Raw genomic sequence first — 14,389 nt, forward strand, 5'->3', positions numbered from 1 at the left:
GCCTGACTGCGAGAGCGACGGTTCGAGCAGAGTCGAAAGACGGTCATAGTGATCCGGTGGTCCCGCGTGGAAGGGCCATCGCTCAACGGATAAAAGGTACTCTGGGGATAACAGGCTGATACTGCCCAAGAGTCCACATCGACGGCAGTGTTTGGCACCTCGATGTCGGCTCATCACATCCTGGGGCTGGAGCAGGTCCCAAGGGTTCGGCTGTTCGCCGATTAAAGTGGTACGTGAGCTGGGTTTAGAACGTCGTGAGACAGTTCGGTCCCTATCTACCGTGGGTGTAGGAAACTTGAGAGGAGCTGTCCCTAGTACGAGAGGACCGGGATGGACATCCCTCTGGTGTACCAGTTGTCACGCCCGTGGCATCGCTGGGTAGCTAAGGATGGACAGGATAACCGCTGAAAGCATCTAAGCGGGAAGCCTCCCTCGAAACCAGGTTTCCCTATCAGGACCGTGGTAGACCACCACGTTAATAGGCCGGGTGTGGAAGCGCAGTAATGCGTGAAGCTAACCGGTACTAATCGTCCGATCGGCTTGATAAACGCGCAGCGGCCAGGCCGGCCCTAGCGCTTGTAAATTCCCATAACGACATCATCAGACGGCTTCGATGGCTTGGTGGTCATGGCGAACAGGAAACACCCGATCCCATCCCGAACTCGGCCGTGAAACTGTTCAGCGCCAATGGTACTGCGTCTTAAGGCGTGGGAGAGTCGGTCGCCGCCAGGCCTTCAAAGCCGTCTGTCAAAGAAACGCTCTTTACACTGTCAAATAGCCTTATCGCGGGGTGGAGCAGCCCGGTAGCTCGTCAGGCTCATAACCTGAAGGTCGTCAGTTCAAATCTGGCCCCCGCAACCAAGTTTTTTAAAGATCAATCCCTTAAGCGCCGCCCTTTCCAGGGGCGGCGTTTTTGTTTTCAAGGCTATGGCAGCAAGGAAAGGGTTCGTCCCTGCGCATGCAGGGGATACAACAAACGGCGGGGGGCTTCTGTACGCCAGGACCGACCCATTGAGTTGATAAGCCACCTTTGGCGGGAAGGGTGACCGGCCAGTGGAAGTTTATGCGCCCAGCCCGCTGTAGCCCGGCGCGCGATTTGGCACAAATCGGCGCGCGATTTGGCACACGTTGTGGCCCGGGCCCTGACACATAAGGTCGCAACCGCCCTGGGACGGTTGCGACCTTATGAAGAGAGTCGCCCCCCAAGGGGGGCTGGCGTAGGCCCCTACACCACAACCTGGGACTCCCGGTACCTTGCGAGGGCAGCGAGCCTCACCGCCGCCTCGGCGGTGAGGACGAGGAAAGAGGGGGAGGCGCCCCCGAAGGGGCGCGACTGAGTTAGTCGTCGCTTGCCGTCTCCTGGACGGGGGGCGTCCTCCACGTCCACGGTACCTTACAACTTTCCCGCCCCTGCAGGGGTGGCGGGACGGCCGCGTCGCGGCCGAGGTGTGGTCGTGGGGGGCATATCCCCCCCGGCTTGGGGCGTTGAGAGCGCCCCAGCCCCGCCTAACGCAGAGGAGGGTCTGGCCCCAAGTCCGCACGCAGGGCCTGCGCTTCACTCTCCAGCGCCGCCAGCGTGGCCACGTCGGCGGGGTCGGGGGTTCCGCCCTGGCCCAGGGTGGCCGCAATGGCCCGCGCCGGGCGGATCGATGCCGTGTCGATCTCCTGCAAGCGGCGCAAGAGCGCCGGCTGCCGCGCCCGGGCCTGGGCCACGCGCTCGGCCTCGGTCAAGGGGCGCACGGCCCAGGCCAGCGTCACCACCGGCCAGGGCCCGCCGACATCAAAGCCCCAAACGCCCCCGTCAACCGTCAGAGCCTGGGATGCCGGGTCAAAGCCTGGGGGGACGCTCTCGCGCACATGGAACAGGCCTGCGTCGGCGAGAACATCGTCGGCAGCGTCGGCCAGGGCGGCCGGCAGGGCGTCGATCAGCGTGCCGTCGGCAGTCGCGTACATGTGTCCTCCTCACACCTTGGCCAGGCGGCCGCCGGTGTTGGCGTAGAAGGTGGTGTCAGGCTCAGTGAGGGCCACCGCCCACAACCCAGCGGCGGACCCGGTGCTATAGGTGCCGCCACACGCTGCGACCCGTTCCAGGGCCGCACTTGACGTGCTCAGGGTGTAATCGGGCACGCTCGCGAGGTTGGCGGTATCGGTCACTGTAGCGGGCAAAAATAGGTCGCGAAAATTGTGGGCTGCGCCGGCGTGGGAAAAAAAGCTGACGGGGTACCCTGAGAGGGCCCGCGCCGTCCCGGTGTCCACCCACGCTTTGTTGCCCAAGCGGTCCCACAGCGCGAGAGTGCCGGACGTGGCCTGGACGCGTATACCGTCGCAGTACTGCCACACATTTCCCCACAGCCCGACGATGCCCCGATAGGTCGCGCTCGCGACGTCGGCGGCGTCCACAGCGGCGACACCCCCCTCGGCCACCCGGCCGGAGCCCAAGAGGCCTTGGCTTTCCGTGCTGGCCATTTCGACAACGGCCAGCATCTGCAGGGCCGCCCACTGGTAGACCGACCACAGCATGAAACCCGTCACACCCCCCGTGTTGCGGGCAGCGCATCGGGCTTGGTAATCGGTGAAGGAGATATTGGTTAGTGGCATAACCCCAGCCACAGAAGCCACTTTGGTGCCGCCGCTGTCGCTGCCTTGATACTTGCCAACCCAAAACTGATTGACCGGCGCGCCATCCTTGTAAAAAGCCGGATGGAGCACAAAGCCATCCAGGGGGCGATCGCTGATCCACCAACAGGTCTTCCCGGCCTGTGCGCTGCCCAGCGGCGCCAGCGCCACGCGATAGTAGAACGCGGGGACGCGGACCATGAGCTGGCCGTCCAGGGTCGCAGGGACCATCCCACCCCACACGGGATGCGCGTTGAATGCCGCGCCCCCCTGGGCGTAATCGCTGCCCGACAGAGTGTTGCCGCCCTTGTCCACCCGCGCCCAAGTACCGGTGCCGCCGCCCGTCGCCACAAGGGCGACGCCGATCACTTGGGCGGCCGGGTCATCCTCTGGATCGTAGCGCCACACGGCGCCGGTGCCCGTGCTGGTCAGGACTGATCCGGCTGGGCCGAGGGAGGCAGGGAGCCCAGCGGCCGCGGCCGAGGCGGCAGCAGCCTGGGCCGCGGCCACGGCCTCGGCGGCCCGGGCGGTGGCGGTGGTGGCGGCGGTCGTGGCTTGTGTGGCGGCGGCGGTGGAGGTTGTGGCGGCGGTGGTGGTGGCAGCCCCAACGGCCGACATGGCTTGACAGAGTCTTGGGTAATTGGCGGTCATCCCACCGGGGCCGGCCAGCCCCCCGGGGTTTGTGCTCTGGTTGTAGCGGCCCGCATTAATAGTCCAGAGGTAGGCGATGTGGGGCGTCGGGTCGTCAGTCATATCGTGGCCTCACTGAGCTGTAGGTCCAGGGCGACGCGCCCCCTCTCCGTTGTCGTGCTCTCCGTCACCGACGACAACCGGTAGAGCCCTCCCCACCGCCACGTGACGGCGGGGTCGCGGTGATCAGGGATATACACATATGGTTGCGTGTCGCCAACGAAACAAATAAAACTGGCTATCGCGCCGGCATCGTCGAGGTCGAGGTCGTCGAGCCTCAGCGTCGCCCCCCTGCGGGGTAACCCTGGGTCGATGGCATCCCCCACGCCCGGCACCGACGCGCTCTGCCCCTGGGGATCTCTCCGGTGTTTCGTTCCTGCCCAACAGGCCACCTCCAACGACCCAGACACCCAGATCAGGCCGATCTCGGTCTGACTGTCGTTATCGCCTGCCTGTGTATACGTCTCCCCCCAAAGGGCAATATCCACAACAACCGCGGCGAGTGGGTCAAAAACAAAGTGCACAGATGTCGGGACGCTCATGTATTCTTGCTCAGGGATCCCCCCAAGAAAAAGATTGTCGTCCCCAAAAAGATAATATTGAGGCTCATGAAGCGGAGGGAGTACACGTCTAACCTCGGAATGTATTAGGTATGATCGTGCACTATCCCCATATATCCGGAGAGAGGCAAGCGAAGATTGCCTGAGATTAAGATCAAAAAGCCCGACATACGACACCAGCCGCGCCTCCGGCCACGCCGCACTCACGGTGATCGGCGCCGCCTCGGTACCCACAGCTGGGACCACCGCGCGCAGCGACGGGGGCCAGGTCTGCACCAGCGATAGCGGTGCAGTGGGCAAGCAGGGCGACCCTGTCACGGTCGCGTCACCGACCAGGTTGTTGGCGCATAACAATGTAGCCATAACATCCATCCTACAGCGGGCTCACAATCAGACTGGTGCGGCGCAGACGTCCTCTGGACTCCCGCCCCAGCACCACGCACGTCCGCCCCGGGACCAAGGCACCCCCTGTCACGTGGATGACGGCGCCAACGTCAAGCCCCGGGGCGCCGTCGTACACGTCGAGGCTGCATGTGCGGCGCACGACGGACCGATCGGTCAGGAGCGCTGTGGCCTCGGCCTCGGCGTCCGTGGCGCGCTGGAGCGCCGTCTCGACCGTCACCTCCCGCGCGAGGGGGTAGGCCGCAGCCACGTCCACGGCCGCCCGCCTGACGGTGCGCCACGTCGTGGCCAGCAGGGCCTGGTCCTGTGCCGTGGCGGCATCAGCCAGATCATCCACCTCGGGCACCGCGCCCCACTGGAGGGCGACAGCCCTCGCGGGGGCGTTGCCGCCGGCCGACAGGGACGGCACCGCCGGGGAGCAGTTGACACCGGCGCGGTACGTCGCCACGGCTGGACCGAACCCCGGGAGGCGCCCCAGCCACACACTCCCCGCGTGCGTCACGTACCACCCGCCCCGAGCGACGCTCGCGGCGAGGGAGTCGAGGACAGTGGCGACAGTCGGCGCGTCCCCAGGGGCGTAGGCGAGACCCACGACCTGGTGGAGGTCACAGGGCAGACCAGGGAGGCCCGCTCGACCGAGCACCAGCCCCGCCACCTGCCCCAGTGTGGCGAGGTACTCACCACCGGGCGCGTCCCCCACGACCTTGGCTCGCAGGCTCTCCGGCTTGGCACCGCCGAGCGTCAGGAGCGAGCTCGCCAGATCGGCGGTCCACTCGCCGATGCCGGGGTCCGCCGCCACCCGGGTATACCGCGACCCCCGGTTACTCACCCACTCCACCGCATGCACCCGGCGCACACCGTTAACACTATAGACGTGCCGGCCGTCGCGGGTGCCTCGGTACGTCGGTTCAACAACGCACTCGCCGAGCGCAACTTCTCGCGACTTCCCCTTGAGAGACTCTCGAACATCTTCGTGTTCGCCGAATATATCTTCATTTTTGTATACGTCCAAGTCACTCTGTAGAGCTATATTACACAGCTCTTCCTGGCCCATTACCTCAATGTCTATTTGATAAATTTTTGACTGTTTTGGATCGGCAGCAACGACCCCCGAAAAGACAGACTGGGCACTGCTATAAGCGCCTCCCACCTCTATGAGCCGCTCGACCACCCGCCGCCCAGCCACGGCATACTCCGTCAGCAGCGGGGTCAGTGGTCTTCCGGGGAGCGCCACCTCCACCAGGGCGCCGGTTGCCACGTCTTCGACCCACCATTGGCGAGGGCCGCCCCAGAGGTGGTTGGCGAGGACCACGCCACCGACCGACAGGCGGGCCGGGGCGGACGGGCTGGCGACCGACACCGTCACCTCGGGCGGCTGCACCACCAGCGGGAGGTAGCACAGCCCCGGCCACGGCCCACCCCGCAGCTGGTAGGTCGGCGGCGTGCACAGGCGCCAGCGGTGGAGCCGGCCCGTGGGGAGGTGGTAGGCATCAAGATCCAGGAGCCTGGTGATCACCTCACACCCTCCCGGCACGCGTCAGCGCAGAGCCCAGCCAGCGCAAGTAGGTCGCCGCGTCGGCCTCGGCCTCCGCGAGGTGAGACAGCAACCGCTCCACGCGAGCGCCCCGTGCCTCCCCTCGGGTATCGGCCTCGCGGACGAGCGCCAGTACCTCCCGGCCCTGCCCGACCAACGCGTCCAGCCGATCGAGGAGGGGGCTCATATCGATCGACCCCGAGGTCGAGGGCAGGAGCGTCGGCACCACGACAGGCGCGACCAGAGCCGGGAGGACATCCAGATACTGCACCCGGCCCGCATTGACCGACGCCAGCAGTCCCTCGTGCTGGGCCGTAGCGGCCGCGGTGGAGACGTATTCGCCGGGAGACGCGAATATATAGGCGAGGTCATCACGTGGGCCGCCCGGACCCTGCACTTTACCCGGGCCCGGGGTTTTGCCGCCATCTGCAAAAGAACGACCCTCTTTTTGTCCGTACGTTAACCAGTGAGTTAGCATAAAATCATCAAAGTTCAGATCTATTCCATGCATTATATTCGTAATACCGTTTTCTTTTTTGACTGTTATTTCGGAAAGCTGCCCTGGGTCATCCTTCCATGCTTCATATACATCTGTATTTCTTTCGGCGTACGCCTGCGCCCAACCGTGTAGCGTTTTAAGGTCAGTACGACCCTCCCCCTCAAACAGGGTGCGGCCCTCGGCCGCCCCATAGCGCCAGTAATGGGCGAGGGCCAACGACGTAGCGTCGGACGGAAGCGTGGCACTCCCCCAGTCGATGGGCGATGTCGGCACGCTCATGCCGGTCTGGGGGTCGTATGTCACGGACAAGACCCCCCCACCTGCCGAGTCGTTCGTGTAGGCGCGGGCGTCGCCCAGCGCCCCCCACCACGAGGACGCCAGCTCTTTCGGATTGCGCGCAGTCGCCGATGCAACGTCAGGGTTAGCGGCTAAGTACTGTGCCGCGAGCTGCGCCACGTCGGCCGTGGCCAGGGCCCGGGGCACCGCGACAGTCCCGCCCGCCCCGGGGCCCGGTGCGGTTCCGGCCGCCTCGGCGGCAGCGATTTGGGCGAGCAGCCCGTTGGCCGTCGCCTGCGCAGCGACAAGCTGCGACAAGTAGTTGCTTGATCCGCCACCGCCAAAAAGCGACAGCATGGACGAGTATAACGCGTCATCCTTAGCAAGGGGTCCTAAGTCGCCAGTATGCAGGGCGGTCGCCCACGTGCCGTCGGCCGTCAGCTGGGCGACAGAAAGTATTCCCTTGTTTGTGCCGTCTAGCGAGGTAAATATACGCTTTGCTTCGTCTGCTGAAGCGCCGTACTGGGCAGCGAGCGCCGTAAACTCTTTGAGCCCCAGCCCTCCGTCACTGTCCGTGTCCCACGCCGCCAGCTTGGCGGCCATGGCGGCTGCACGACCGTCGAGGGCCGCGAGGGTGTTGGCGACCACGCCGTCAGTCGTCAGGGACTGCCACGCCAGGGCGTTGGTGATCTCGAGGGCCGAGAGCATCCCATTGCCGTCAGCATCCACCGCTTGATGGAGGCGGACGATTGCACTCTCCGAGGCCACGCCCCGCTCCAGCACAGCGCCGCGCAAGGTGTCGAGGCGGACACCGTCGCCAACACCCTGGGAGAGCAGAGCCCCCAGGCCTCCAGCCAACGCGTCGCTCCTGAGGAGCGACTGGAGGGCATATGCCGCCTGGACCTCGCCGGCATCCAACACAGCGTCGCGGTTGCGATCGACCGCTGCCCAGGTCTGGGCGGCGACCGCCTCGGACACCGCCCCATGGGTCGCCAGCTCGGCCCGCCACCCGGCAGGGTCGAGCGTGCGCCAGCCCCGCGTGAGGTCGCCCAGCAAATTGGCGGCCGCTGTGGTCTGCAAGGCGATGCTCGCGGCGTGGTCACGCAGGGCCGTCAGGATCGCCGTCTGCTCGGCGTCGGGGTCGTAGGCACTGACGCCCAAGATCTCGGCGATAGCGCCTAGCGACGCCTCGACCCAAGCCCGGTCGGCCGCGTGTACTGCTGACCCACCCGTCGCCTCCCGCGAAGCGGCCAAGAAAGCGTCCGCCAGAGTAGGGAGACGCTCTAGCGCCTGCTTGACAAGTGTCTCATTTTTAGAGGTGGCGACAACGCCCAGCGCACCAGCAAAGGTCTCCTGGGCGGCTCGGTAAGCCTCGCGGGGCGAGACACTCGTGGTAGAGGACCGCAGGCTGTCGACATAAGCCCGCAGCGTTTGACCTGTGGACGTGCCGTAATCGGCTAACGTCTTGGCTTTATCGTAAGAATCTTTGAGAGCCGCAAGCCGGTCTTGTTGTGCTTCTTTTTCCGTTTCTACCGCTTTTTCTGCAAATTCTTTGATGATTTTATTAATGGCAAGGCCCTGTAGCTCAAAAACAAGCGCCATGTCGGCGCCTTGCTCCAGGTAGGCCTGCCTCTTTTCCGCCCACTCGCGCTCAAGGAGGGCGAGCTGGTCCTCGACAGTGTCGCCCGCCTTGGCCTCGGCCAGCTGGTCAGCCAGGTCCTTATTAAGGTTGGCCGCCTCCTTTGCGGCGGCCTCGGTTGCAGTCCCCAGGGCCTTGGTCAGGCCGGCCATGACGGTACGGTAGTGGGCGGCGCCCGTGCCTGCCGCCTCATACTCCCGGCGCAGAGCCCGCAGCTCGTCAGCCGACAGGTCGGCGACGCTCTCGGCGACCAGACCAGCGGCGTTGGTAGCGGCCTGGGCCCAGTCACCCCCCGCCAGGGCCAGCTCCCACCACGAGGCCTCGGCCTCGGCGGCGGTCTCCTCTAGCGTGGTCAGGTAAGCCTTGCCCGCGAGGCGGTTGGCCGTGCTTTTGATGGCGGCGTCGGCCGTCGCCTTGGAGAGCCGCGACCACGCCCCGGCCGCCACACCAGCCTCGACCCCGGCCGCCTCCAGCACCGAGGCCAAGTCAGCGGCCGAGGTGCGCAGCGCCACGACCTTTTGGGCCGCCTCGTCGAGGGCGGGTGGCAACGGGTCGAGGCCTGCCACGACCCGGGCTAGCTGCTCGGCCGAGAGCTGGGCGAGGCCGGACAGCTCCAGGCCCAGGGTTTTGGCGGCACCCAACAGCATGACCCGGCCAGCCGCGCCGGCCTCTACCGCGCCGGTCGTGGACAGAGCCTGGAGGTCGGCCACGGTCTCGCGGTACGACGTCGTCAGGTCCCGCAAGGACGAGCCGATGCCACTGGTCAGGCTGTCGATCTGACCCAAAAGGTCGTTCTGGACCTGCCGGCTAAGGCCGTCCAAGGACTTTGTTAGGCCGACGACAGTGGTCTGAGCATCTAACCCAAACCCCACCACAATGCCGGCGAGCCGGTCAAACTCCGCCCGCAACGACGCGGCCTTGACCTGCACCTCGGAGGCGCCGGCCGCCGAGCGGTCGAGCGCGGCCAAGTCAGTGAGCAGCCCCCGGACAGCGGCCTGGGCGTACTCGCCCTCACCGGCCTTGGCGGCGGCGTCGAGAGTAGTCGTCAGCGACGCCGCAAACTCATCCCATTGCTGCCGGGCGCTAGCGACGGCCTTGGTGGTCTCGTCGCCCCACGGGGAGGCGGCCTCCAGCTCACCCCGCCAGTGCGCCACCCGCTCGGCGGTGTGAGCGAGGGCGTGGGCGACGCCCTGGGCCATGGCGTCGGCGGCAGCCGGATCAACGGCGGCCACTTGTTCCAGGGCCTCGGCGCTGGCGCGGGCCACGTCGGCCGCCCCACCGCCCCGCTCGGCGATCTCACGCAGACCCTCGGCGACGGCGCGCGCCTGTGTCCCCGCCTCGCCGGGGGTGGCGGCCGCCGCCGAGACCTGGGTCGAGGCGCCGGTAAGGCTATCGAGCCCGACCCCGGAGGCCATGGCGGCCTGCCCGACCAGCCGGCCCACCAGCCCCCCCACCGCGCCACCCGCCGCACCCCCMCACCGCACCACCCACCGACGACACGTTGAGCTGCCCGCGTCGCACGTCATTAACGAGCGCCACCGCCGCAGCCGCAAACGGGCCGCCCAGCACGCCGGCCAGCGTCGTGACCACCGTGTGGGTGAGGTCGGAGTCAAGGAGCCCGCCCGGGTGGCCGACCCCGGCAAAGTCTAGGGCGCGGGCCTGGAGGCTGTCGCTTAGGTCAGGGGTGGCGGTGCGCATTGCCAGGGACGCGCGGTTGACGTTGTACTGGTGTAGCCCCCCCAGCGCCTCGACAGCGCGCCGATCCGCCTCCATGAGGTCGCTATACCGACCCGTCAGTGAGGCCCAGCCGCTGACGGCGGAGCGGTCGCTGCCGCCTCGGCTCACGCCTGCGGCACGGTCGCGCCCGGTGGCCCCCACGGCGTCGGCCGCCGAGACCGTGCCCCGGTCGCGGCCCATATTCTCCGGGCCATCTGATCCGCCTGAGTCTCGGCCCGACCCGGTGTCGCCGACCCCACCGGTGTCCCCCTCCAGGTACTGGCGCAGGCCCGTGACCGGGTTGAGCACGCCGCGCCCCCCGAGGCGCCGCAGCAGGGCGGCCTCACGCGGTGTGACGTGGGCCAGCTCAGAGTCGCCCGGGTAAAGGGTGTGGGCTTTGAGCCAGGAGGCAGCAGCGCGGGACACTGCAACGTCGTCGTTGTCGTTGACGGCGCGGACAAGCTCATGGTGACGGGCCGTCGCGGCGGCGTTGACAACGTACTCGCCGGGCGAGAGGCGCGCGAGTACTCGGTCTTCACGAGGGCCACCCGAGCCCGTTACTTTGCCGCCATCAGCAAAGCCAAATATGCCCTTAACAAAACTCCCGACGCCGGAAATAACTCCGCTCAGTATTCCGCCGCTACTGCCGCCGCCGCTGTTTTTACTACCAAAAAACAAGTCGCCGACCAGCTCGGCAGCCGCACCCACAGTGCGCGACGAGACCACCCGGGCCGCCTCGCGCAAGACGGCGTCGCCAAAGGAGCCGAACAGCTTCCCCATTGATTTCATTGAAAAATCAAAGTCGGCGAGGAAGTCAGCGAGGTCGGATGACCAAGACGAGAAGACCCCTCCAAACGCCGCCGCCGCCTGGGCGCCACTATCCTTGGAGGCGGTTACAAAGTCGTCGAGGCTGTTTTTGGCGCCCTCGGCCCACGACGACCGTTCAGCGGCCTCGCGGGCCCAGGCGCGGGCCGCCTCGGATCGGGCCTTGGCGGCGGCAAGTTCCTGCTTTGCTTCGCCGGACGACAAGTCAATGTTGCGGCGCGCCAGCTCTTGCGCTTGCTCCATTTCCGCGCCCGAGACGGCGCGCAATTGAGAGACTTGGCGAAGCCAAATAACTTGCTTCTGGTAGGCGGTTGTTTCTTCGTTAATTTTGCTTAATGATGTTGCTTTTTCATTATTTTTATTTGTTTTTTCTTGTTGTCTTACACTCTTTTCAATAGCCTTTCCTTGCTCAGACAACGCTTCAACGTTTTGTCTGCGTTGCTCCGCTATAATTTTATTAACAATTACCGCTTCTTCGAGAGCCTCCTGGCTTTCGAGCGCCGCCTTGGTGAGCCGTTGCGTCGCCGCCGTCTCCGCGTCGGTGTCGTCGGCCCACTGGCGAGAGGCCAGCACCCGACGAGCGGCGGCCTCCTTACTCAGGAGGTCGACGATCTCACCCTTATGCTGGACCCCAAGGCGCGTCGCTTGCGCCTCCGCCTCCGCCTGCACCTCGGCCACCTGCGTGGCCGTCGCGCCCTTACCCACGGCGTCGGCCAGGGCGAGGGAGGCGGCGGTGGCGGCTTTGGTGTCCTTGACCCAGTCGCCCCAAGGGTCCGACTTGGTGCCCTTGGTGGGTAGCGTCCAGTCCTCGGACGCCGGTGCCTTGGGGGCGGGACTGGGGGTGGCAGGGCCTCCGTTGTCGTGTGTCGGGTCGCGTGTGAGCGGGGTTTTGGCGCGGCGATTAAACAGGTCCAAGGCCTTATCGGCATTCGCCGCCGCCAGTCGCGCATCGAGGAGAGCCTGCACCAACGTTGTCAGGCGGGTGGCCTCGGCCCGCCAGTCGGGCATGTCAGAGCCGATAGACGCAACCTGTTGTTGGAACTCTTCAATCGCTAGGCGCCCCGCGTCGTAGCGGTCAATCAGGCTGTTAAACGGGGTGTCCGCACCACCCGCGCCAACTTGGTTGAGCGCTCGTTGCAGGTCTTTTCCCGCCGCTGCGCTGACGCGGGCGGCTTCGTCAATATCATTTTGGAGCTTAAGACGGGCAGTCTCAACAAGCGCGACTGCCTGCTTCTTCGCTTCTTCTGTTTGTTTCTTCGTTTCTTCGGTTTGGTTTTTGGTCTCGTCTGTAGCCGCTTTTGCTGCCTTGGCCACGGCCTCGTTGGCCTGTTTGACGGCGTCGAGGGCGGCCGTGTGGGTACGGGCCGCCCTCGATGCGTCGTCCTCCTGGACGGCTAGGTAGGCGATACCCCCGGCCAGGGTCATTACGCCAGCGACCAAAGCCAGCCCCGCCCACCCCCCCATCGCAGCCAGCAGGCCGCCACCCACCGACTGTAGCGCGGCCAAGCGCCCGGCTGCCGTCGCCAAGCCTCCGGCGGCGGCGGCGGCGGCGCGGGCGTTGACCGCAAAGGTACCGGCCGCCGCGCCCCACCCCGTGAGCGTCGGCAGCAGCGCCGTGGTCGTCAGCGCCGCCGCCGCCGCCACCACCAGATCGAGGTTGTTGGCAGCAGCACCCAGTGGCGCCACCAGCCAGCGCGCCGCCTCCCCCAGGCCGGCGGCCGCGCTTTCGAGGGTCCCAGTCTCCTGAGCCGCACCCAGTAGGGCGGTCAGACTGTCGCCAGCCGACAGCAGCGCCGGGGTTAGCTGTTTCCCAAGGTCAATTTGTAGTTCTTCGATGCGATTTTGAAATACTTTTAACTGGCTTTCTGCCGTTTTTCCTGCCGCTTCTGCTTCTTTTGTTGCGGCGGTGTTCTCGGTCCACGCAGTTTTGCCCAGGCCGACCGCCTGCGTCACGGTGCCAACGGACGTCGCCAGGGCGCCCAGGGTACTGACGTCCTCTGTGGCGGTCAGGCCCATATGGGCTAGGGCGGCCGCCACGTCCCCGCCGGCGCCCTGGAGACGGCCCAGACCTTGCAGGAGTTGCAAGACAACGCCCGTCGTGTCCTGCCCCCACGCCGTCTTGAGGTCGGCGGCCGACTGCCCGGTGAGTTTGGCCAGCGCCGTTTGGCCCTCGCCGGCACGACGGAGCGCCTGATCAACCGCCGCATAGGCCCGTGCAAGGGCCCCGCTCCCACGCTCGGCTGAGACGCCGAGCGTGGCCAGCGCGGCCCCCAGACCGACAACCGTGGACGCCGACACATTATATATAGAGAGGTCTTGCGACAGCCGCAGGGCGGCCGAGGTAATCTCAGACTCTGTCGCGGCATACTGGTTGCCAAGCGCTACCACGGCAGAGCCCAGGCGCCCGACCGACGCGGCGGCGCCGTGGGTTAAGGTTAGGATGCGGGCAAACGACGCGGCGGCGGCCTCGCCGGTCAAGTCGCTGGCGCCTTGGACCTTGGCGATTTCAGCCGTGAAGTTTGCGATATCCTCTTTTGCGACGCCCAGCTGGCCCGCGCTCTGTGCGATGGTCAACAACTCGTCGGTCGTCGCACCCAGCTCGGGGCGTCGCCCTAGCGCGGTGATCTCTTTGCCGAGGTTGGCCAGAGCCGGGCCCGTCACGTCGGCCACCTTGCCGACGCCCACGAGCTGGGACTCGTAGCGCGTCCAGGACCCCACAGCCCGATCGACGACCTGAACCCCGCCCCAGGCGACCGCCGCCCGGGCCAGGGTGGCGGTCAGGTCGGAGGCCTCGCGCAGACGTGCCCCGGTCTGGGTCGCGGCCTCCCCAGCCCGAGCCAAGGGAGCGGCCGCCCCGTCGAGGCGCCCAAGGTCACGGGCCGCCTTGGCGCCGGCGGCGCCGGTCTCGGCCAGGGCCCGGCCGGTGGTGGTAGCTGCCTTGGTGACCCCCGTCAGGTCGTGCCCGGCCTCGGTGGCGGCGGCGCCGGCACGCCCCAGACCCTGGGCGCCCGTCGCGGCTTGCGCCCCAACGGCAGCGGCAGCCCGCCCCGTCTCAGCGAGGGTCCGGCCGGCAGCGGCGGCGCCCTGGCTGGTCCCGGCCAGGGCGCGCCCGGCCTCAGCGGCGGTCGCGGCAGCCCGCTCCAGGCCCTGAGCGCCCGTCGCGGCTTGCGCCCCTACCGCCGCCACGGCCGAGGCAGTAGCCTGACCCGCCACCCCAGCCCCCTGAGCGGCCGCCGTCCAAACGCGCCACGCCTCGCCCGACGCCCGCAGGGGGCCCAGGAGGCCCGAGGCGTCAGCGGTTAGAGTGAGACTGACGGTCTGGTGTGCGCTACCGGCCACGGCGGTACCTCTGCTGGGCTCGGGCCTCCCGCTCTCGTCGGGCGGCCAGGAGGGTGTTGCTTTCGGCCAACGCGGCGTCGGTAATTACCTGGACGCGGGCCAGGTCGGGCGCGAGGCGGCCCGATCGGACGGGCCAGCCCAGGGCCTCCCACAGTGCGAGTGCGGCAGGGAGATCAAAACGAGTGGGGGTGCCGGAGTAGTCGGACACCACCCACTCTCTTTGAGCGAGCAAAAAAAGCCGTACAGCGTCGGCGTGGTCGGGGTGGACCTCGACCTCAGCCGCCGGCGGGGCT

At 66.8% G+C, this 14,389-nt stretch carries 7 protein-coding genes, 1 tRNA gene, 1 rRNA gene and 1 other annotated feature (1 of these 10 only partly in view); of the genes, 2 read left to right on the forward strand and 7 right to left on the reverse strand.

The window, feature by feature from the left end; genetic code table 11:
* Window positions 1-548, forward strand: a sequence feature (23S ribosomal RNA rRNA prediction is too short); it begins 238 nt to the left of the window's first position.
* Between the two features lie 69 nt (window positions 549-617).
* Both rrf and RSPPHO_RS09620 read left to right on the forward strand, forming a co-directional pair.
* Window positions 618-732 (forward strand): 5S ribosomal RNA (gene rrf, locus RSPPHO_RS09615).
* A gap of 52 nt (window positions 733-784) precedes the next feature.
* Window positions 785-861: transfer RNA gene (locus RSPPHO_RS09620), tRNA-Met, on the forward strand.
* A gap of 645 nt (window positions 862-1,506) precedes the next feature.
* On the opposite strand, the gene RSPPHO_RS17825 is transcribed toward RSPPHO_RS09620, so the two are convergent.
* From RSPPHO_RS17825 to RSPPHO_RS09655, 7 genes are all read right to left on the reverse strand, one after another.
* The gene (locus RSPPHO_RS17825) at window positions 1,507-1,953 is read right to left on the reverse strand and encodes a hypothetical protein (protein WP_014415052.1); all 447 of its coding nucleotides are present in this window, start codon (window positions 1,951-1,953) and stop codon (window positions 1,507-1,509) included.
* Window positions 1,954-1,962: 9 nt separating this feature from the next.
* On the reverse strand, window positions 1,963-3,369 hold the full coding sequence (locus RSPPHO_RS09630) for a hypothetical protein (RefSeq protein WP_014415053.1): 1,407 nt from the start codon (window positions 3,367-3,369) through the stop codon (window positions 1,963-1,965).
* On the reverse strand, window positions 3,366-3,848 hold the full coding sequence (locus RSPPHO_RS09635) for a hypothetical protein (RefSeq protein WP_041794962.1): 483 nt from the start codon (window positions 3,846-3,848) through the stop codon (window positions 3,366-3,368). Before RSPPHO_RS09635 ends, RSPPHO_RS09630 begins: the two co-directional genes overlap by 4 nt.
* A 391-nt stretch (window positions 3,849-4,239) precedes the next feature.
* The gene (locus tag RSPPHO_RS09640; RefSeq protein ID WP_041794964.1) at window positions 4,240-5,784 is read right to left on the reverse strand and encodes a hypothetical protein; all 1,545 of its coding nucleotides are present in this window, start codon (window positions 5,782-5,784) and stop codon (window positions 4,240-4,242) included.
* A 1-nt stretch (window position 5,785) separates the two neighbouring features.
* Complete coding sequence (locus tag RSPPHO_RS09645; RefSeq protein WP_162138093.1) at window positions 5,786-9,670, reverse strand: hypothetical protein; 3,885 nt, start codon at window positions 9,668-9,670, stop codon at window positions 5,786-5,788.
* Window positions 9,606-14,096: a phage tail tape measure protein gene (locus RSPPHO_RS09650; RefSeq protein WP_041794966.1), complete on the reverse strand. Its 4,491-nt coding sequence runs from the start codon at window positions 14,094-14,096 to the stop codon at window positions 9,606-9,608. Before RSPPHO_RS09650 ends, RSPPHO_RS09645 begins: the two co-directional genes overlap by 65 nt.
* On the reverse strand, window positions 14,086-14,304 hold the full coding sequence (locus RSPPHO_RS09655) for a hypothetical protein (RefSeq protein ID WP_157879166.1): 219 nt from the start codon (window positions 14,302-14,304) through the stop codon (window positions 14,086-14,088). Before RSPPHO_RS09655 ends, RSPPHO_RS09650 begins: the two co-directional genes overlap by 11 nt.
* Window positions 14,305-14,389 lie beyond the last annotated feature (85 nt).

Origin of the sequence: Pararhodospirillum photometricum DSM 122 (genome assembly GCF_000284415.1) — a bacterium.
GTDB lineage: Bacteria > Pseudomonadota > Alphaproteobacteria > Rhodospirillales > Rhodospirillaceae > Pararhodospirillum > Pararhodospirillum photometricum.

Excerpts from the sequence above, each read along its gene's own strand:
- RSPPHO_RS17825 (WP_014415052.1), bottom strand. The coding sequence starts at position 1,953 with ATGTACGCGACTGCCGACGGCACGCTGATCGACGCCCTGCCGGCCGCC.
- RSPPHO_RS09630 (WP_014415053.1), bottom strand. The coding sequence starts at position 3,369 with ATGACTGACGACCCGACGCCCCACATCGCCTACCTCTGGACTATTAAT.
- RSPPHO_RS09635 (WP_041794962.1), bottom strand. The coding sequence starts at position 3,848 with ATGAGCGTCCCGACATCTGTGCACTTTGTTTTTGACCCACTCGCCGCG.